The sequence below is a fragment of the Paenibacillus lycopersici genome, assembly GCF_010119935.1.
GTDB lineage: Bacteria > Bacillota > Bacilli > Paenibacillales > Paenibacillaceae > Paenibacillus_Z > Paenibacillus_Z lycopersici.
This window is the reverse complement of sequence record NZ_CP048209.1, coordinates 48,534-69,629: the sequence shown is the minus strand read 5'-3', so window position 1 is coordinate 69,629 and position 21,096 is coordinate 48,534. Positions and strand designations below refer to the sequence as shown.

The 21,096-nt window shown below is 59.6% G+C and carries 17 protein-coding genes; 16 read left to right on the top strand and 1 reads right to left on the bottom strand.

What is annotated here, in order from left to right:
• Positions 1–64 precede the first annotated feature (64 nt).
• Positions 65–1,381, bottom strand: a complete 1,317-nt coding sequence (locus GXP70_RS00290; protein WP_162354643.1) for an alpha-L-fucosidase — start codon at positions 1,379–1,381, stop codon at positions 65–67.
• Positions 1,382–1,764: 383 nt separating this feature from the next.
• On the opposite strand from GXP70_RS00290, the gene GXP70_RS00285 reads away from it, so the two are divergent.
• From GXP70_RS00285 to GXP70_RS00210, 16 genes are all read left to right on the top strand, one after another.
• Entirely contained in the window at positions 1,765–3,444 is a 1,680-nt protein-coding gene (locus tag GXP70_RS00285) for a helix-turn-helix domain-containing protein (RefSeq protein ID WP_162354642.1), read from the top strand.
• 77 nt (positions 3,445–3,521) lie between these two features.
• The gene (locus GXP70_RS00280; RefSeq protein ID WP_162354641.1) at positions 3,522–4,586 is read left to right on the top strand and encodes an ABC transporter substrate-binding protein; all 1,065 of its coding nucleotides are present in this window, start codon (positions 3,522–3,524) and stop codon (positions 4,584–4,586) included.
• A 15-nt stretch (positions 4,587–4,601) separates the two neighbouring features.
• Positions 4,602–5,612, top strand: coding sequence for a FecCD family ABC transporter permease (locus tag GXP70_RS00275; RefSeq protein WP_162354640.1), 1,011 nt, complete (start codon positions 4,602–4,604; stop codon positions 5,610–5,612).
• A complete protein-coding gene (locus tag GXP70_RS00270) occupies positions 5,605–6,630 on the top strand; it encodes a FecCD family ABC transporter permease (protein WP_162354639.1) in 1,026 nt (341 codons plus the stop codon). The genes GXP70_RS00275 and GXP70_RS00270 overlap by 8 nt, the downstream gene beginning before the upstream one ends.
• A 27-nt stretch (positions 6,631–6,657) precedes the next feature.
• Positions 6,658–8,277, top strand: coding sequence for an alpha/beta hydrolase (locus GXP70_RS00265; protein WP_162354638.1), 1,620 nt, complete (start codon positions 6,658–6,660; stop codon positions 8,275–8,277).
• Positions 8,268–8,828, top strand: coding sequence for a nitroreductase family protein (locus GXP70_RS00260; RefSeq protein WP_162354637.1), 561 nt, complete (start codon positions 8,268–8,270; stop codon positions 8,826–8,828). The genes GXP70_RS00265 and GXP70_RS00260 overlap by 10 nt, the downstream gene beginning before the upstream one ends.
• Positions 8,829–9,005: 177 nt before the next feature.
• The gene (locus GXP70_RS00255) at positions 9,006–9,491 is read left to right on the top strand and encodes a nitroreductase family protein (RefSeq protein ID WP_162354636.1); all 486 of its coding nucleotides are present in this window, start codon (positions 9,006–9,008) and stop codon (positions 9,489–9,491) included.
• 314 nt (positions 9,492–9,805) lie between these two features.
• Entirely contained in the window at positions 9,806–10,762 is a 957-nt protein-coding gene (locus tag GXP70_RS00250; RefSeq protein ID WP_162354635.1) for a DMT family transporter, read from the top strand.
• A 76-nt stretch (positions 10,763–10,838) separates the two neighbouring features.
• Positions 10,839–11,267, top strand: coding sequence for a hotdog fold thioesterase (locus GXP70_RS00245; protein ID WP_225442610.1), 429 nt, complete (start codon positions 10,839–10,841; stop codon positions 11,265–11,267).
• A 1,049-nt stretch (positions 11,268–12,316) separates the two neighbouring features.
• Positions 12,317–13,261 (top strand): ABC transporter permease, encoded by a 945-nt coding sequence (locus tag GXP70_RS00240; RefSeq protein WP_162354634.1) that lies wholly within the window; start codon positions 12,317–12,319, stop codon positions 13,259–13,261.
• 15 nt (positions 13,262–13,276) lie between these two features.
• Positions 13,277–14,206 carry a carbohydrate ABC transporter permease gene (locus GXP70_RS00235; protein WP_162354633.1) on the top strand — a complete coding sequence of 310 codons (930 nt, stop codon included), beginning with the start codon at positions 13,277–13,279 and terminating at the stop codon, positions 14,204–14,206.
• Positions 14,207–14,311: 105 nt separating this feature from the next.
• Entirely contained in the window at positions 14,312–15,817 is a 1,506-nt protein-coding gene (locus GXP70_RS00230; RefSeq protein WP_162354632.1) for an ABC transporter substrate-binding protein, read from the top strand.
• 155 nt (positions 15,818–15,972) lie between these two features.
• Positions 15,973–17,715, top strand: a complete 1,743-nt coding sequence (locus tag GXP70_RS00225) for a sensor histidine kinase (RefSeq protein ID WP_162354631.1) — start codon at positions 15,973–15,975, stop codon at positions 17,713–17,715.
• Positions 17,708–18,469, top strand: coding sequence for a response regulator transcription factor (locus GXP70_RS00220; protein WP_162354630.1), 762 nt, complete (start codon positions 17,708–17,710; stop codon positions 18,467–18,469). The genes GXP70_RS00225 and GXP70_RS00220 overlap by 8 nt, the downstream gene beginning before the upstream one ends.
• Before the next feature lie 6 nt (positions 18,470–18,475).
• The gene (locus GXP70_RS00215) at positions 18,476–20,035 is read left to right on the top strand and encodes an ABC transporter substrate-binding protein (RefSeq protein WP_225442609.1); all 1,560 of its coding nucleotides are present in this window, start codon (positions 18,476–18,478) and stop codon (positions 20,033–20,035) included.
• A 649-nt stretch (positions 20,036–20,684) separates the two neighbouring features.
• On the top strand, positions 20,685–20,957 hold the full coding sequence (locus tag GXP70_RS00210; protein WP_162354629.1) for a metal-sensitive transcriptional regulator: 273 nt from the start codon (positions 20,685–20,687) through the stop codon (positions 20,955–20,957).
• The last annotated feature ends 139 nt before the right edge of the window (positions 20,958–21,096 follow it).

Here is a 21,096-nt window from a genome sequence, read left to right as displayed (position 1 = left end):
AAGCCCGTCAAGCAGAGAGACATCGCGTCCGAACCGCGATGTCTCTCTGCTTAATGGCGCTATATCAATCGTTCAATGTCAGCTCGACGACCGTATCGCGCTCGTCCGGGAGGGGGTACGTGAAATGCTCCGGCTGCGCGAAGTTGAAGAACGCGTCGTCCGGGTACAGCTTCGCGTTCCACGGGCGCGTCACGAACAGCTCCGAGCCGTCCGCCAGCAGCCGCGCGCGTTGGACGCGGTCGCCGAGCCCGGCTAGGTTAACCGGGCCCACGCTCTCTTCGAGCACATGCGCGTACAGCTTATTGCCCTTGCGCGTGTAGCGGCCCCAATCCGGCTTCGGCAGGTCGGCTTCGCCGCAGCCGTAGATGCTGTCGCCGTTCCGGCGCAGCCATTCGCCGACTTCGGCCAGAACCGTCAGCGACCGCTGCGGAATTTCGCCCGCGGCATCCGGACCGACGTTCAGCAGCAGGTTGCCGTTCTTGCTGACGCACTCGACGAGCTTGCGGATGACCGTCTTGGCGGACTTGTACGTCAGGTCGTTGGCGCCGTAGCCCCAGTTATTGTTCAGCGTAATACAAGCCTCCCAAGGGATGGAATTGCCTTGGTCATCCGTAACGCCGCGCGGCGGAATAATCTGCTCCGGCGAAGCGAAATCGCCCGAATACAGGCTCGGCTGCTCGGTGTAGATGGAGCCGCCTTCCTCGCCGCTCGCCTCGAGGCGGTTGTCGACGATCAGATGCGGCTGTTGGGCGCGGATCATCTCCATTAGCTCGGTCGCCCGCCATTTCTCGCCCTTCATCCCGTCATAGGAGAAATCGAACCACATGATGTCCAGCTTGCCGTATTCGGTCAACAGCTCGCGGACTTGTCCGTGCATGTAATCCAGGTATACGCCGAACCGTTCCGGGTCGCGCTTGTACGCTTCGTTGTCGCGCATCGGGTGAATGCGGTCGCCGTAAGCCGGGTAATCGGGATGATGCCAGTCCAGCAGCGAGTAGTACAGCCCGACCTTCAGCCCTTCCGCCCGGAAGGCGTCGAGGAACTCCCGCACCAGATCCCGGCCGCACGCCGTACGGGTCGACTTGTAGTCGGTCAGCTTGCTGTCGAACAAGCAGAAGCCGTCATGATGCTTCGCCGTCAGCACCGCGTATTTCATGCCCGCTTCCTTCGCGGTCCGTGCCCAAGCCTTCGGATCGTAGCGCTCCGGATTGAATTCGTCGAAATACTGCCGGTAGTCCTCGCTGCTGATGCGTTCGACGCTCCGCACCCATTCCCCGCGGGCCGGGATGGCATACAACCCCCAGTGAATGAACATGCCGAAGCGATCCCGAAGGAACCACTCGGTACGCTCGGTGCGCTGCTGAATAAACGTTTGACTCATCGTCCATTACCGCCTCTCCATGGATTCTGCGTGTTGGTATAAGTCTAGCAATGATCGGCGCTAAGCTATAGGCACTAAGTTAATGTATATAGGGATCAAATTAACTTCTTCGCCTGCGGTTCTTCGCCGACGGGGCCCTGGGCCGGGGAGCGCGGGACCGCCTCGCTGGCCGGCTGCTTCTTGCGCTTCACTTCGCCACCGCTTGCGCACACCTGCCGCCGGCGTGACGGCGGGCGTGATTAGCGAGTCGCCCGCCCGGCGTGCTAACCTGTGCATGCGGCATCCGCACACTCCCGGCTGCTCGCGCCCGGTACCCAAACGGGGCAATGTTTGCTATACTAATTGATAATGATTATCGATATCAATAATGCGAGGTGCAGGGCATGAACGCGAACCAACGCGAAGCCGACCGGGAAACGCAGATAGAAGCCGCCGGCATCGATGGACTGACCGCCAGGCTGTGGGACGTGGAGATCGTGACGGGGGTGACCCGAATCGAGCCGCAGCTGACTTCGCAGGACGTCTTGATCGTGCTGTTAAGCGGGGCCGGCACGCTTATACGTGACCGGGACATGCTCCCGATGCGGCCGGATACCGTGTATTGCTCGCCCGGAGACAGCACCTTCGGCATAGAAGGAACGAGCGGGGACCATGCCGTCGCCGTTATTCGGATGGGGCTGTATCGCGCGGCGGCCCGGGACCAGAGCCGGCTCGTGCGCGATCGGGAGCATACGGCCGCGCTTTGCTGCGAAGGCGTCGCGCTTGCGCAGACGGGCCGGGCAAGCAATCTGTGCCGAACGATGAAGGAGCAGCACGGCCACGAGGATCCCGTCATGCGCTGGCGTGCGCAGCTTACGCTGCAGGAGCTGCTGTTCGAGCTGTTCTCGACCGCCCGCAGGCCGTCCAGGTCGGATAGCCGGGACGCGCTCGAGCAGGCAAGACGCTATATGGACGAGCACTACCGGGAGGAGCTGTCGATCAAGCGGCTGGCCGGCGTCGCGGAGCTGAGTCCGAACTATTTCGCCGACTTGTTCAAACGCCATTACGGCGTAAGCGCAATGGATTACGTGACGCAGCTCCGGATGGCCAAGGCGAAGAAGCTGCTGGTCTGTTCGGACATGCGCCTGAAGGATATCGCGCATGAGGTCGGCTATGAGGACGAGTTTTATTTTAGCCGCAAATTCCGCAAGGCGGAGGGCGTATCGCCGTCCGCTTTCATCAAGAAACGGAGAAACAAGCTGGCCGTGTACGGCTCGGCGTCCATCCTGGGCTATCTCATGCCGCTGCAAGTCGTTCCTTTCGCCGCGCCCCTGCATCCGAAATGGGCAGGTCATTACTACAGCATGCTCGGATCCGACATTACGGTTCATCTGGACGCGTTCCGCCAAAATCAGCATAAGACGGCGAATTTGCAGCGGCTCGCGGAAGCACGCCCGGATCTGATCCTGTGCCCGGCCGGGGTGGACGCGAAGGAGCGGGCGGTCCTGTCGGGGATCGCGGAAGTATATGAAATGCCCAAGCCGTCCAATGATTGGCGGGCGGGACTGCGCACGGTCGCGGAGCGGCTCGGCGAACGGGCCGAAGCGGAACGATGGCTGGAAGCCTACGAACGGAAAGTGCTGCACGTCCGGGAGGAAGCGGGAGACGGATTGAACCAGACCGTGCTGACGGTCCGGCTGTATAAGAACCAGTTCTATGCGTACTGCAACAGCGGCATGGCGGATATGCTATTCGGCAGTCTCGGCTTGCAATTCCCGTATGCGGGCGCGCGGTTCCCGTTCGACCGTCCGCTATCGATCGCGGAGCTCGACGAGGCGGGAGCGGACAGAATTCTGCTGCTCGTCTGCCAGGAGACGGAGACGCTCGAGGGATGGAAGGCGCTGCAGCAGTCGCCGGAGTGGATGTCCCTGCATGCCGTCCGCGGCAACAGGGTGCGGATCATTCCATCCGACCCGTGGCGGGAGTATTCGCCCAGCGCGATCGAGCGCATGCTGGGAAGCATGCCGGAGCTGCTAACAGGAAAACGTCCATCATTATTCGGGATTTTGTCCATGGTCGAATAGACGGATATCGATTACGATCGATACCAGTGAGATTCATTCTCAATTAGAGAAGGCCATGAAAGGGGAATTCCATTCCAATGAAGAACACGATACTCGCTTTAAGTCTGCTCGTCCTGCTGTCGTTAATGGCGGCATGCGGCAATAATAACCCGGCTTCCGACGCCGGGACGGGAAATGCGGCCAACACAGCCGATGCAGCCAATGCGGCCAACTCGTCCGCGGCGGGCAATCAGCCGGCAGAGAACACGACTGCAGAGACAGGGAACCAGCCGGCGGAGACGGCGGAGGAGCCTTCCGCCGCAACCAGGACGGTGAAATACTTGGACAAGGAATACGTGCTGCCGGCGAAGACGGAGCGCATCGTCATCACGGGCGCGGTGGAAGCGATGGAAGACGCGATCGTGCTTGACGTGAACCCTGTCGGCGCGATCACGTTCTCCGGCGTCTTCCCTCCGATGTTCCAATCGATTACGCAAGGAACGGAGTCCGTCGGCGAGAAGATCGAGCCGAACTTCGAGAAAATCCTATCGCTGAAGCCGGATGTCATTCTCGGTTCGACGAAGTTCAAGCCGGAGGTGGCCGAGAAGCTGGAGAAGATCGCGCCGACCATTCCGTACTCCCACATCGCGACGAACTGGGAAGCGAATTTGCAGCTGCTCGGCGAGCTCAGCGGGAAGCAGGAGCAGGCCGCGAAGGCGATCGCGGATTACAAAGCGGATCTGGAAGCGGCCAAATCGCAGCTCGGCGATAAGCTGAAGGGCAAGAAGGTCGTGGCGGCGCGCATTCGCGGCGGCGAAATCTACATTTATCCGGCGTCGGTGTTCTTCAACCCGGTGCTGTACGAGGATCTGGGGCTGGACGTGCCGGCAGAGGTAACGGCCGCGAAGGCGCAGGAAGCGGTCTCCGTCGAGAAGTTCGCCGAGATGAACCCGGACTATATGTTCATCCAGTTCGCGGAGGACGAGAACAAGGACAAGCCCAAAGCGCTCGAGGAGCTGCAAAACAACCCGATTCTGAAGAACGTGAGCGCATTGAAGAACGGCAAGGCATTCGTCAACGTCGTGGACCCGCTCGCGCAAGGCGGCACGGCGTACAGCAAGATCGAATTCCTGAAAGCCGCCGTCGCCAATCTAGCCCAATAAGTTAGGAAGTCGCGTATGAGAACGGTGAAGAAGCTGCCGGCCGCCATCCTGATGGCTGCGCCGGCAGCCGCATTGCTATTGATTGTCCTATCCGTCCTGTACGGAGCGAAAAGCATATCGGCCCAAGAGATCTGGGCGGCGGTCTTCCATTTCGACCCCGGCAGCATGGACCATCAGATCATCAGGGCCTCCCGCCTGCCGCGCGTCGTCGGCGCCATGCTCATCGGCGCCTTTCTTGCCGTATCGGGAGCGCTGATGCAGGGGATGACGCGGAACTACTTGGCCTCTCCGTCGATCATGGGCGTATCCGACGGCTCGGTGTTCGTCGTTACGCTGTGCATGGCGTTCCTGCCGAGCACGGGCTCGGTGAGCTTCATTATGCTGTCCATGGTCGGCTCGGCCATCGGCGCGGGGCTCGTGTTCGGGCTTGCCTGGCTTATTCCGCAGGGGATGTCGCCGGTGCGCCTGGCGATTCTGGGGACCCTTATCGGAAACTTCTTAAGCGGCGCCGCGGCAGCCGTATCTTCCTATTATCAGCTGTCGCAAGGGGTGAGCTTCTGGTACAACGCCAGACTCCATCAGATGGATCCGTCGCTGATCAAACTGTCCATTCCGTTCGCGGTCGTCGGCCTTGGGCTCGCGATGGCGGTGTCCGGCTCCATAACCGTGCTGTCGCTCGGCGAAGAAGTCTCGGCCAATCTGGGCGTGCGGACGAAGCTGATCAAGGGGCTGACGATGCTGGCCGTCGTCATTCTGACGGGCGTCTCCGTCGCCCTGGCAGGGAAAATCGCCTTCGTCGGCCTGATCGTTCCGCATATCGCCCGGTTTCTATCCGGCGTCGATTACCGCTGGATCGTGCCGGTGTCCGGCGTGCTGGGCGGCTTGTTCCTGGCGCTGTGCGACCTGCTATCGCGCTTCCTCAACGATCCGTTCGAGACGCCGATCGGGGTTGTGACCGCGCTGTTCGGCGTTCCGTTCTTCCTCTATCTCATCAAGACGAGGGGAGGAGGAAGCCGGCATGCGTAACGGCGCCAACGCACGATTCGCTCTTGTCTTCGCCGGCCTGCTCGCCGTCATCGCCGCTTCCGTCTACCTGAGCCTGACGAACGGCACGTTCGACCTGTCCGTCGCGGACGTGATGAAGACGCTGCTGCGGCTTGACCGCGTGCATGAGCATGAACTGGTCGTATTCGAATTCCGCCTGCCCCGTATCGTGCTGGGCGGTCTCGTCGGCTTCGCCCTCGGCGTGGCGGGAAGCGTCATCCAGGGCGTGACGCGCAATGCGCTTGCCGATCCCGGCATTCTCGGCATTAACGCGGGAGCCGGAATGGCGGTCGTCTTGTTCATGCTGCTTCTGCAAGGAGAGATGAACACGACCGGCTGGCTCGCCGTGTTTACGATGCCGTTGTTCGGCGTTGCCGGAGGACTGGCGGCGACGGCGATGATCTACGTATTCGCCCGCAGCCGGGGCGGCGGTCTCGATCCGCAGCGGCTGATTCTGGCCGGTATCGCCATTTCCTCCGGTTTCGGCGCCGTCACGCTGTACGCCTCGCTAAGGATGAACGCGCGCGATTTCGAGATGGCGGCGGTATGGCTGACGGGGAGCATCTACGGCGCCGACTGGAAGTTCGTCGCGATGATGCTGCCGTGGCTGCTCGTGCTCGTGCCGTTCCTTTGGCTGCGGGCGAACGTGCTCGATCTGTTTCAATTGCAGGAATCAAGCGTCAAGGGACTCGGCGTATCCATGGAGCGGGAGCGCAATCGGCTGCTGCTCGGGAGCATCGGGCTCGTGAGCGTCAGCGTGGCCGTATCCGGCAGCATCGGCTTCGTCGGGCTGCTCGGCCCGCATATCGCGAGAAGGCTTGTCGGTCTGAGGCACCGGCTGAGTCTGCCGATCAGCGGCCTGGTCGGGGCGGCCATGGTGATTGCCGGGGACTTGATCGGCCGCTCGGTGTTCGCGCCGGCGGAGCTGGCGGTCGGCATCGTCATCTCCATTATCGGCGTGCCGTACTTCGTCTATCTGTTAATCAGGGCGAGAAAATAAGCTGCGCAAGAGAGGAGCCTATCCGTAATGGAAAGATATTCGCATCTCGTGGCGGCCGGACGCAAGCTGCTCGTGTACGTGCCGCCCTCTTACCGGACGGCGCCGGATACGCGCTATCCGGTTGCATACGTACAGGATGGCGGCGAGCTGTTCGACAGCTGCGTGAATCAATTGGAGCATCTGTTCCGGCAGGGCAAGCTGCAGGAAACGATATTCGTGGGCGTCGCGTCCCCGAATCGCAATGACGACTACACGCCTTGGCCCGCCGAGGCGCTGCAGGAAGGCAAGCCGTCATTCGGCGGCGGCGGACGCGCCTACGTGGATGAGCTGGCGGACATCGTCAAACCGTATATCGACGGCATCTACCGGACGCTGCCGGAGGCGGGGCATACGGCGATCATCGGCGGCTCGCTGGGCGGGCTCGTCGCGATGTTCGCAGGGTATTGGCGTCCCGATGCGTTCGGGCGGCTCGGCCTGCTGTCGCCATCGTTATGGTATGACGGCGCGCTCCGGTACGTCGAGGAGCAGCCCGCGCTCGCAAGCTCGCTTCGCGTCTTCATGTCCGTCGGCAGCTGCGAGGGCATGTACAAACAGAATGCGCAGCGACATATGGTTCCGCATACGAAGCGGGCCTACGCGGCCTGGATGTCCAAAGACGAGGACGGCGGCCATGCGAACCGGCTGCGCTTCATCGTATCCGACGGTGACACGCATGACTTGCTCAGCATGGCGAGACGGCTGCCCGAGGCGCTAGCATGGTTGTTCCCGTCCGGCCGCGCGGAGGAGCGTTCGGCGCAGGCGGCGTTAGCCGATGCCGCGATCGAACGGATGACCTACACGATACCGGGTACCGATCAATGGGTCATGCGCGCGGCGCGAACGGGCCGCGAATACCGGATCTATACGTACGTGCCGCCCGGGCCGCCGCCCGGCCAGGGCTACCCCGTGCTGTATTCGCTGGACGGCAACGCCTCGTTCGGGTCGCTTGCGGAAGCGATGCGGCTGCAGGCCCGCCCGCCGCACGGCTTCGAGCCCGGCATCGTCGTCGGCATCGGCTACGATTCGGACGAGCCGATCGTGTCGGAACGCCGGTTCTACGATTATACGGAGAAGGCCGATCCGGCCAAGCTCCCGGAGAGACCGAACCGCGCGGCGTGGCCGGAGACGGGTGGCGCGGACGGCTTTCTCGCATTCATCGAAGAGGAGCTGAAACCGGCGATGGAGCGGCGGTTCCCGATCGACCGCGAACGCCAGTCGCTGTTCGGCCATTCCCTGGGAGGCTGGTTCGCGCTGCATGCGCTGGCGGAACGGCCGGAGGCATTCTCCGCCTATATCGCGGGCAGCCCGTCGATCTGGTGGAACGGCTCCGCGATCCTCGATCGCTTGCCGCATGCGCTGCGCCGCCTGCAGGAGAGCGCCGGGTTGTCCGGGATGGCGCTCTATATCGGCATGGGGGCGGACGAGAAGCCTTCCATGAAGGCCGACGCCGAACGGCTGCACGCGCTGCTGCAGCCCTGCCGGGCGGGCGGCCTGAGGCTTCACTACCGCGCGTTCGAAGGGGAAGGGCATGTGTCGGTCGTGCATCCGATGATAAGCGATATGCTGCGGTTTACGATGCGAAGGGAGGGTGAGCGGGCATGGAGTTAGCGCAGCTCATGAGGGATAGGCGTTCGGTGCATCGGTTCGAGCCGAAGGAGGTTCCGGTCGATCTGGTGCTGGAGCTATTGGACACGGCGGTATGGGTGCCGAACTATCATATGACGCAGCCTTGGCGATTCATCGTCAGCTGCGGGGTAGGCAAGCGCCGCATGGCCGAAGCGGTGCGCGGGATGAAGGAGCGCAAGGAGACCGACCCGGCCAAACGCCAGGCGGCCGGACAGCGGTTCTACGATAAAATCATGGCGATTCCGATGATCATTACGGTGGTGATGGCGGAGGATGCCAACCTGATCGTCCGCGAGGAGGATTATGCCTCGACCAGCTGCGTCATTCAGAACTTCGGTCTGCTTGCCTGGGAGCGGGGAATCGGACTCGTCTGGGAGACCTACCCCTGGCTGCTGGAGCCGGCATTCCGGGAAGCGATGGACATCCGGCCGGGCGAGAAGGTCATCGGCAATCTGCACGTCGGTTATCCGGCTCAAATCCCGGCGGCGCAGCCGCGCATACCCGCAATCGAGCGCGTCACGATCTACGGCTGAAAGCCGATCGCGCGATTAAGCGGGCGGCCGCTCGGGCGGGGACGGTCGTGCTTACGTTCCGGGCGCTGTCCGGGATCAGCGAAATGCTTGACATGACCTGTATATTGGTATACATTCGTATACATAAGTGATTAAGTGTATACGAATCTAACCGATTGAATGGAGATGAAGCAGATAATGTCCGTCCATGATCTGATTAAGAGCCGCCGCACGGCCAAAATGTTCACGTCCGCCCCGATTGCCGAGGGCGACCTGTTGGCTTGGCTGGAAGCGGCCAGCTATGCGCCGAACCATCGAATGAACGAGCCGTGGGAGCTGCGGGTGGTCGGCCCGGAGACGCGCGCCCGATTGCGGCACAAGAGCGACTTCGGCGGCGCGCCGGTCGTCCTCGCCGTCTTCTCCAAGCCCGGCGCAACGCCGTTCGAGCGGGACGAGAACGTCATGGCCGTCTCCTGCTTCGTTCAGAATCTGCTGCTCGCCGCCCATGACGCCGGCGCCGGCGTCTACTGGTCGTCGCTTGGCGCGCAGCCGCACAATCGCGAGATTCTCGGCGCGCCGCAGGATTATGATGTCATCGGCGTGCTCGGCATCGGCTATCCGGCGGAGGTCCCCGTCGCGAGACCGCGGACGCCGATCGCCGACAAGCTCGCGTATCTGAAGTAAACGCCTAGACCGTGCTTCGGATCGCTTCGTACCGTTTGGCGAATAGATAACGAAGAATTGCCCAGCTGCGGTTTGCCGAATCCTAGAATGAACGAAAGGGCTGTCTTCGAAGGTGGATCGACCATCTTCGGAGACGGTCTTTTCTTGTTTCGTTCATTGGAGCGGGTCAGGCCATACAGATCGACAGGTCGTTCTATGAACGCCGGCGTTCGCGAGTTTTCGGATCGCGGGGTCGTGCTCCGGGATGATTTTCGCTATGATAGACCATAGAGAACGATTCGAGAGACACGGGAACGAAGGAGCCTGACCTATCTATGCAAGCGAACACCGGGAAGCTGCGCGCTTCACAAAATCCGTATGTCCTTATGCCGCTGCTGCTGCTCATGTGGGGGTCGCTGGCCGCCGTCGGCAAGCTGCTGCTGCGTCAGATCGACAGCTATCATGTGATGTTCTACATGTACGGCTTCGCGGTCGCCGCCTTTGCCGTCATCATGCTGTTCAAGCGAAGCAGACGGGGACGCGCTGACTTCGATTCCACAGCAGCGCGGCCGTACGTCTGGACGATCCGATCCGCCGCGCTGCTGCTGGCATGCGGGCTGTTCAGCTTCCTGTACGATTTCCTCTACATGCAGTCGCTGTCGCGGATTCCGGCTGTCGAAGCCTCGATGCTGAACTACCTGTTCCCGATCTTCATCGTGCTCTTCGCCGTGCCGATCCATAAGGAGAAGCTGAACCGCTTCAAGCTGCTGTCGGTGGCGATGGGGTTCTTGGGGACGGTGCTGCTCATGACCAAGGGAGACCCGGGCAGTCTGCACCTCACGAACCCGGCCGGAGACGCGCTCGCCATTCTGGCGGCGGTCTGCTGGGGGCTGTTCACGAATTTGGCCAAGCTGAACAAGCAGGATATGCTGATGAGCACGTTCATGATGACGGTCATCGCCTTCCTGCTGTCCGCCTGCAGCCTGTTCGCCTATTCGAATCTGACGCTGCCCGCTCCGCCTGCGCTGGGCGGCGTGCTCTGGCTCGGCATGAGCAACATCGTCATCGGCTTCTTTCTCTACTTTCAGGCGCTGCGTTATTCGCCGGCTTCGCTGGTTGCAAGCTTCACGTTCTTCACGCCGTTCGTCACGCTCGCGCTGATCGTGCTGCTGCTGGGAGAGAAGCCGACGACGACCGATTATGCGGCCGCGCTGCTCATACTGGCCAGCGTGCCGGTGCAGCAGATCGGCAGCAGGATCGCCGCGAGAGGGAAGGGACAGCTCGCCGGTTAATGACGGACGGCGCAGTTGCTTCTCCTGCGGAGCAGCGGTAAAGTAGGTACAAGCAGCCATGAGAAGGAGACGACTTATGAACACCAAGCTTGACAATCATTTTATGCTCAGCGACGGCGTCGCGCTCGAAGATACGATGTTCGGCGCGCTGGGCATGCGCATTGCCGAATGTACGCCGGATCGCGTCGTGGCCACGATGCCCGTCGGTCCGTCGACCAGGCAGTATTTCGGCGCCCTGCACGGCGGCGCATCGGTCGCGCTCGCCGAGACCGCGGCCAGCGTAGGCACGTACCATTTGATCGACCGGGAACGCCAGATGGCCGTCGGCATGGAGATCAACGCCAACCATCTTCGTCCGAAGCTGGACGGGATCGTCACCGCCACGGCGACGCCGCTGCACAAGGGCCGGACGACGATGGTATGGGACATCAGGATCACCGACGAGGAAGACCGGCTGATCTGCGTTTCGCGCTGTACGGTAGGCATCGTTCCGAAAGTCCGTTAACGGCCTGTCCGGTATCCGACAGCTCCTTCGCTCGCTTGAGCGAAGGAGCTTTTTCTTGCTTTCTTGCCGTAGAACGGGGCAAAAGCAGCGGACCGGCCCTAAAGCACGGATAGCAGCCAACAGCAAGAACCGAGGCGCCCGCGAGGGCGCCTCGGATTGTTGAGAACTATACGCGGTTTCGAGCAGGCTCGTGGTCAACCGTGCTCCGGAGCACGAACGGCTCCTGTTGGCGCTTCTCCGGCGTGGCACGGACTGCTGCCAGCGTGTCATGGACTGCTGGTACCGTTACGAACCGACCGGTTTCATGACGGGTGGTTTCGCGGTGCGTCCGTCGATGCAAGGAAGCGGACAGGAAATCCGTTATTCGCTTCTATATTACGTGGTTTCGTGTGCTCGCGGACAGGAGATCCGCTATATCGGCCGATTAGCCTGTTGTCGAGGCCATTCGGGGACATTAACGGATCCTGTGTCCGTGCGCTGCCCCAAAAGCCCGATTTCGTCAAAATAACGGAACCTGTGTCCGCGAGACTTAGAGGGAGCCTCGTTGGAATCCATTCCCTTCCCGTACATGCGACATAGGCGTCGTCGAACTTTGTCGACAGCCTGAGGCGCCCGCGAAGGCGCTTGTGCAATGCCGGTCGCGGTACAAACAATGGATTCCGGCAGCCGTCGTATTTCGCGTCGACTTTCATCGCCTGCTTTCACGCCACCTTTCATGGCGGGACTGCCTGCCATGCAGGACCATCGGCCCATCTCTGGCAGGGAATGGAATCCATGCGGTTCGTCCTAGTCAAAATCTAACGTTTGTTGACTGCGGTCTCATGTTTGTTGTCTGGAATGAGGCGTCCGGCTTTTTTAAAATTATAACAGTGAGATCGAGTTCAGCTGAGTCAAACGTGGAAGGGTTTTCATGCGCCCGTAGACCGGTGCGCGTGACTGAGAACGCTTAACGCGAGACGCGGTTCGCTGACGGCCGCATGGCCAGCGGCGAATGTGCTTCCCGATAATTGTACACACTGATCACGAAATAAACGGAAGGGGTGGATTATATGGACAAGGTGAAAGCGCGCAGAAGCTTGCGGCCTCGGTGGCGTACGCAGGATACCGAGCTGACGCTTCTGGCTTTGCCGACGACCATTTGGTACATCTTGTTTTGCTTCTTGCCGATGTTCGGCCTGATTATAGCTTTCAAAGATTTCAAAATCCATGGAGGCTTCCTGAGCAACGTCATCCACAGCAAGTGGTCCGGCATCAAGAATTTCGAGTTTCTGTTCAAATCCAACGACGCATGGGTCGTCATCCGCAATACGCTGGGTTACAACCTGATCTTCATTATTCTGGGCATCGTAGTGCCCGTCACGCTGGCGCTGATGGTCGGTCAGCTGCACAGCCAGAAGGCCGGCAAGATTTATCAGACGCTGATGTTCCTGCCGTATTTCTTATCCTGGGTCGTGGTGTCCGCCATCGTATGGGCGTTCCTCAGCTTCGACAAAGGGATTGCCAACCAGTTCCTGGCCAATATGGGCAAGGATCCGGTGAACTGGTACATGGAGCCGAAATACTGGCCGTACTTCCTGGTGTTCATGAACGTATGGAAGGGCTTGGGCTACGGCATGGTCGTCTACTTGGCGACGATTACCGGCATCGACAGCACCTACTACGAAGCCGCCGTTATCGACGGCGCATCCAAATGGCAGCAAGCGCGTTTCATTACGCTGCCGCTCATGAAGCTCGTTATCGTCATGATGTTCATCCTGGCCGTCGGCCGGATCTTCTACACCGATTTCGGTTTGTTCTTCCAGGTGCCGCGGGATTCCAACTCGCTGTTCAGTGTCGCGACCACGGTCGACGTGCTCGTGTACAAACAACTTAAAACCGCTACGGTAGGCATGGCTTCGGCTTCCGCATTCGTACAATCCGTGATGGGTTGTGTGACCATTCTGATTGCCAACTGGATCGTTCGACGTGTCGACCGAGAGAGCGCAATGATGTAAAGGGGGATCCGAGAAATGGCATCAAGAACCAAATTCGAATCGGGCCTGGATAAATTCAACCGGGTTCGGCCGGGCACGAACGTCGTATTCAATCTGATCTTTATCGTCCTGGCGCTGCTGTGCCTGATTCCGGTCATCGTAGTGCTGTCCATCTCGTTCTCGAGCGAGGATTCGATCCGGAACAGCGGGTACCATATCTTCCCGACGGCCTTCTCCGGCGAAGCGTATCACTATATCGCGCAGCAAGGAACCATGATCTCGAAGGCGCTCGGCATCTCCGTGCTCGTTACCGTGGTCGGCACGGTGCTCGGCGTCATGCTGACGACGTCGATGGGATACGTCATTTCCCGGCCGAATTACAAGCTGAACGGGCTGCTGACCTGGATCGTCTTCATTCCGATGGTATTCAACGGCGGCCTGGTGTCCAGCTACTACATCAACTCGAACCTGTTGGGGCTGAAAGATACGGTATGGGCGCTCATTCTGCCGCTCGCCGTCTCGTCTTTCAACGTGATTATCTGTAAAACGTTCTTCCGGAGCACGATTCCGGATGCGCTCATCGAATCCGCCGAGATCGACGGCTCGAGCCAGCTGCGCATCTTCTTCTCGATCGTGCTGCCGATTTCGCTTCCGGTTCTGGCGACCATCGGATTGTTCCTGTGCTTCGCGTATTGGAACGACTGGTTCCAATCGATGCTCTACATCAACAACCAGAACCTGTACTCGCTGCAGGCGCTGCTGAACAGCTTGATGTCCAACGTGGACGCGCTGGCGAGAAACGCTTCCGTCATGGGCGTCAGCTATGCGGAGCTTGTCGCCAAAATGCCGAAGGAATCCGCGCGGATGGCCGTCGCCATCATCATCGTGCTTCCCGTGGCCGTCGCTTATCCGTTCTTCCAGAAATATTTCATTTCCGGTCTGACGGTCGGTGCCGTGAAAGGCTAATCCATTCGCTATAAGCCCGGCTTCTGCCGGGTTTATAATAAACCGCAACAAGCAATAAAGCGGGGAACAAGACAGAAAGATAATCAAAAGGAGGAACAGTACCAAATGAAAAAGACAAAGAAGCAATTGCTTGCGCTCAGCGCCGCGGCACTCTTGACCACGGCTCTTGCGGGCTGCGGATCGAGCTCCAATAACGAGACGGGCAACGCGCCGGCCAACAATGCGGGTACGAACACGCAGAACGAGACGGGCAGCAAGCCGTCCGGCAACGTACCGACGCTCGTATGGTGGACGATCGGCGGCCAGGTGCCTGCGAACTTCGACAAGGCGCTTGCAGCAATGAACGACTACACGGCCGAGAAAATCGGGGTGAAGGTTGACATCAAGGTCGCAAGCTGGGGCGATTGGGATACGAAAATCAACACGATCGTGAACACCGGCGAGCCATTCGACATCATGTTTACGAATAACAGCAAATACAACCAGCAAGTGGCGATGGGCGCGTTTGCCGACCTGACCGACATCGTGCAGAAGGATACGCCGGATCTGTACAACCTCATTCCGCAGAAGGTTTGGGACGGTACGAAGATCGGCGGCAAAATCTATTCCGTACCGACGTACAAGGACTCCTCGCTCACGCAATACTGGGTGTTCGACGACAAGTACGTACAGAAGTACGGTATCGACACGACGAAGATCAAGTCGCTGCAAGACCTCGACAAGCCTTTCCATGACATGAAGGCCGGCGAAGGCAAGAGCTTCTACCCGCTGTCCTTGACGCAGGGCGACGGCTTCAACGGCTTCTTCAACAGCTACGACGATCTGACGCTCGGCCTGCCGCCTGTAGGCGTGAAAGTCGACGACGCATCCCGCAAAGTGGTATCCGTGCTGGAACAGCCTGACGTTATGGACGGTCTGAAGCAGCTGCACAAGTGGTACCAAGACGGCATCATCAATCCGGACGCTCCGACGAAGACGGAAGCGAACAAAGGCCGTCCGTTCTTCGCGGCGCAAGCGTTCCCTGGCGCGGAAGCGACATGGCAGATCAACGAAGGCGTAGCGAAATACGACATGTTCCAAATCTTCGGCCCGATCTACACGACGAGCACGATCCAAGGCTCCTTGAACGCGATCTCGGCCAACTCGAAATATAAGAGCGAAGCGCTGAAGTACCTGCAGCTCGTTAACACGGATCCGAAGCTCCGCAACATGCTGGCATTCGGCGAGCCTGGCGTCGACTACAAGAGCGTGGACGGCGAGAAAGTCGTTGAGCGTACGACGGATACTTGGCCGCTGGCTGCCTACACGCAAGGTACGTTCTTCGACCTGGCCGTAACGAAAGGCGCGCCTGTCGATCAGTGGGATCAAGTGAAGAAGCTGAACGAGCAAGCGACGTCCTCCACGAACCTCGGCTTCGCGCTCGACATCAGCAAACTGGGCACGGAAGTCGCCAACACGAAAGCCGTATGGGATAAATACCGTTACGAGCTGATGACCGGCGCATCCGATCCGGAGAAAGTCGTGCCGAAAATTCTGTCCGAGCTGAAAGCAGCCGGCATGGACACAATCACGAAGGCCGCGCAAGAGCAAATCGACGCCTACTTCAAATAAGACGCATGCAGTATCCAGCAAAGCCCGAACGGAGTCTCCGTTCGGGCTTTCTGGCACGACTTGCGGGATCGCCGTGCTTGCAATTCATCGCATGGACGGTATATGGTGGAGCCACAAGGGGCGACGGCATCAGTCTATTGCAAAGGAGACGCCGCATGCATTCATTTCTGCAAATCAAGATTTATCGCGGCAAATTCATCGCCTATGCGGTATTCGTCGTATTCATCGGGCTGACGCTCGGCGCGGTCACCTGTGCGGTCCTGCTGGATCAATGGGTGGGGAATGCCCGGAACGAAGCAGCGGGATCGTTCGCTCGCGCGGAGAGCGCGCTGCAATACGATGCCGACCGCATCGAGTCGTTCATGCAGCGGGTCTATTCCAACAGCGGGCTCGTGACCGACATACGGTGTTTCTTGGGCAACAACGCGGAGGGCTACCTGACGAGCAGGCTGCAGGAGAGTCATTTTAACCGCGCGCTGGTCTCTTTTCCCGACGACATGAAGTCATTTCTGAGCAACGGCGGGCAGGGGGACATCACGCAAGTCAGTCTGCATACCGAGCAAGAGGGCAATGTCATTCGTTTCGACAATAACGGCAACACGAGCTTTCAATTCCGTCTGCCGAATACGGACAGAACGTTCAACGAGACGATCCGCAGCGGGTTCGTGTACCGCAAGAAGCTTTCCGATCCCAACCAGATCTCCCGTCAATTGGGCGAGTTTCGCTTCCTGGTCAGCAGCGACCGGATCTTCCAGGCCGCGCCCAACTACCCGCAGAGCGAGACGGCCGCCGTCAGCGCATCCGGAGACATCTACCGGATTTCCGGCAGCGGCTCGGACGGGGCGGATCTCGTTCGCCGGGCGACGGCGTCAGGACGCACGCACGGTTATTTGAGGACCGGTTTATTGGACCGGGCGTATTTCGTCACGTATCGATCCACGCAGTTCGATTATCAATTCGTCAGCATCGTCAACGCCTCTTCGCTGATCCGGCAGAAGCTGAGCGTGCTGCTCATCGTGTTTCTCATCATGCTGGCCGCCATGATCAGCGTGCTGCTGCTCATCGTGTACAACCTGCGCGAGGACGCGAATTTCCTGAGACGGATCATCAATTCGATCGGCCGCGTCAAGACCGCCGATTTCACGCCGGTCAACCCGGCGCGTTACCGGAGGAACGAATACGGCATGATCGCGCGGGAGCTGGATGACATGATCCACCAGCTCGACAAGCATATCCGCACCAATTATCTGTTGAAACTGAAGCAGCAGGAGACCGAGATGAAGGCTCTGCAGCATCAAATAAATCCGCATTTCCTGTACAATACGCTGGAGGTTATCCGCTCCTTCGCGCTCGGCAACCGGGCGGACGACACGGCGGACGCGATCGCGACGCTCGGCGCGCTATACCGCGACGTGGTCAAGAACGAGAACATCATCCCGCTCGGCAGCGAGCTGGATCTGCTCCAGAAGTACTTGAGAATTATGGAGTTCAAGTATCCCGACCGGTTCTACTACCAGTTCAACGTGGACAAGGCGCTGCTGGCGCTGCCCACCGTGAAATTCTGGATGCAGCCCTTGGCGGAGAACTTCTTCGTCCATGGCTTCAACCCGGAGAGCGAATTCAACCTGCTCGTCGTCAACGGCTACGAGGAAGAAGACCGCTTCGTGCTGGAGATCGCGGACAACGGCAATTGGATCTCCGACTCGCGTCTCGCCGAGATCCGCGCCAGTCTCTTGCGCACCGACGACGCGTCGACGGAAAGCATCGGCTTGCACAACGTGTACACGCGGCTGCGTTTCTTCTATGGACCGGGCTTCAGCATGGCGATCGACAACAACGAGGAAGCCGGGGTCAAAATAACCATTATCCTGAGCAAGGAGGCGATGAACGATGTATAAGCTGCTGATCGTAGATGACGAGCCGCAAATCCTGGAAGGGATGAAGCGGTCGCTGGACTGGGAGAAGTACGGCTTCGGCCGCATCGAGACGAGCGAGACGTACGAGGGCGCGATCTCGAAGGCGGTGGAGTTTCTGCCGGACCTGGCGATCTTCGACGTATGCATCGGCAAGTACCGCGGCTATGACGCCATCAACAAGCTGAACGAGCTGCGTCTTCCTTCGAAATACATCATCATGAGCGGCTACGGCGATTTCAAGTACGCGCTGGAGGCCATCCGCTGCGGCGCCAAGGACTATCTGCTCAAGCCCGTGGACCGGACGCAGCTGCAGCAGGTTGTGGAGAAGATCATCGTCGAGGACCTGAACGGCACGCTCCAAGGGGTGGAGCGCGACGATCTGGATACGGACCCCGTGCTGGGCATGCGCTACGACGGCCTGTCCAAGCTGACGAACCGCATTCTGCTGATCGTCAAAGCCGAGTACGCCCAGAACCTGACGCTGAAGTCGGTTGCCGAACGGTTCCGGATGAACGGCACGTACCTCGGCCAGTTGTTTCTGAAGGAAACCCAGATGAAGTTCTCGGAGTATCTCATGGCATACCGGATGCTTCGCGCCCGGGAACGGATTCAGTCCACGGACGAGAAGATCGTCAGCATCGCGCTTTCCGTCGGCTACCCGAACCTGAATTATTTCTATTCCCACTTCCATGCGTTCTTCGACAAGTCGCCCTCGGATATGCGGAGAAAGGAATAGCGCCGGATGGGACAACTAGGGAAAGGGCGTCAGCCAAAACGGCGCCGTCTGGCGGCCTCCTTCATGCTCGTCCTCATGCTGCTGTCGGTAACGGGCTGCTTCTCCGGAACCGACGTCGGCGAGCAATCGGCGGCCGGCGGCAAGACGGTCAATTTGATTTATTACACGATCGGGGATCCCGACAAGGACCTCCGGATGGTCAACGATAAGATCAACGAGGTGCTGGCCAAGAAAATCGGCGTGACCGTCAGCTATATCAAAGTGCCCTGGCAGGAGTATTCGGATCGGCTGAATACCCTCGTATCGGCAGGCACGCCCTTCGACATCGCCTTCGCGACGGAATATACGACCTATGCGCAGCGCGGCGCATGGCTGAAGCTGAATAATTATTTGTCGACCGTAGGCAAGGAGATGTACGACACGATCGAGCCGGTATTCTGGGACGGCATGCGGATGGATGACGGCGGCATCTACGGGGTGCCGACCAACAAGGAGGTCGCCGTGCGCGATCAGTGGATGTACCCGGAGAAGCTGGTCAAGAAGTACGGCATCGACATTTCGAAATACACGACGCTGGAGTCGCTGGAGCCGCTGCTCAAGATGATCAAGGAGAAGGAGCCCGCGTATCAGCCGATGGAGCTGGATAAGGAGTCGCAGAACTTCTTCGCCCTCGACGGCTACGAATACGTCTCGGAGAAGACGCTGCCGCTCATGGTTCAGGCTCTGGTTCCGGGCTCGCAGGTCGTGAACATCTTCGAGACGAAGGAAGCCCGGAGAATACTGGACATTCTGCGCCGTTACTATGTGGAGGGATATATTAACGAGGACGCCGGCATGCGGGAGAGCCAGGGGCTGAAGCGGGGCGAGCTCGTCTTCTGGAAAGCCGCGGGCGGCGGGCCGCTGTCGGAGAACAGCTGGAGCAAGGACCGCGGCTACAAGCTGGTGGCCTACCCGGTCACGCCTGCGCTGATCACGACGGAGTCCATTCGGGGCGGGGTCATGGCCGTCAGCGCGGACACGAAGCATCCGGTCGAGTCCATCAAGTTTCTGAATCTGCTGAACACCGATCCCGAGGTGCGCAACCTGTTCAATTTCGGTATCGAAGGCGTCCACTACACGCTGGACGCCAAGGGACAGGTGGTGCCGATCCCGCCGAAAGACAATCAGGGCAATCCGATTCCGGACGCTTCGCCGAGCTATGCGGGCGTGCAGTACACGCAGGGCAACTGGTTCATTCTGAAGACGATGGGCGGTCAATACCCGGATCCGCTCGATAAGTGGGATCAGTTCCGCGCGAGCAACAAGCAAGCCGTGAAGTCGAACACGCTGGGCTTTACGCCGGACTTGTCGCGCATGCCGATTCAGATGGAGAACATTCAGATGGTGTGGAACAAATATTTTCCGAGCCTGATGACCGGCAGCGTGAACGTCGATACGGTGCTGCCGAAGTTCAATCAGGAGCTGAAGCAGGCGGGCATCGACGAGGTGCGGATCGAGGTGCAGCGGCAGCTCGACGCCTGGCGTGCTGCCCACAACACGGCGAGCGCGCCGACTGCCGGGGGCTGATACCTCGTCTGCCGGCATGCGGATGCCCGAAGCGCAGAGGCGCCGGCGGCAGTTGGAAGACCCCTTGTTCGAGGGGGTTCAGGCTGTCGAAAAAGTTCGACGCCGCATAGGCCGCATGTATGGGAAGGAAAGAATCTCCTCCAAGATTCGCGGATTCGCGGACAGGGGTTCCGTTATTTGAGCGAAATCGGGCTTTTGGGGCAGCGCGCGGACACAGGATCCGTTAAGGTCCCCAAATGACCTCGATAACAGGCTAATCAGCCGATATAACGGCTCCCCTGTCCGCGAGCGCACGGAAAAACGCGATCAAGAAGCGAATAACAGATCTCCTGTCCGCTGCCTTGTTTCGACGGACGCACCGTGAACCTGCCGTCATGAAGCAGGCTGGTTCGAAACGGTACCAGCAGTCCGTGCGATGCCGGCGAAGCGAAGCGGCAACAGGATCCGTTCGTGCTCCAGAGCACGGCTTGCCGTGAGCCTGTTCGAAGCCGTTAACATTGCTCGACACTCTGAAGACCCCTTGTTCCAGGGGCCTTTTTGGCGCTGCCGCAGCTGATCGAACTTGTTCATCTATTCCGTTCCCTTCGCAAAACCGGCCGGATTGTCTTATACTATACCCATACATGTATACTGACTGGAAGGGCAGGGGATGGACGTGGGCTACCGTTATACGAACGAAATGAAAACCCGGCTGAGACGGATCGAAGGCCAGATTCGCGGCGTGCTGCGGTTGATGGATGAAGAGAAATCGTGCAAAGACGTCGTGAGTCAACTGTCCGCGGTACGCAATGCCTCCGATAAAGCGATCGCGCAGATCGTCGCGGAGAACCTGCAGCAATGCCTGATGGAAGAACGGGCGGCGGGCAACGATACGGACAAGCTGGTGAAGGAAGCCGTGGAGCTGCTCGTCAAGAGCCGTTAATCGCCGGGCTTGACGGAGCGGTTCAGCATGGCTCAGCGAAATGGGAGGATCGGTTTGGAGAATAGCGCTCTTGTATCGGCGGCACGTAGTGCGGCGTAAGCAGGAGGGCTATTTGTTGTCCTGCTCCGGACATATACGC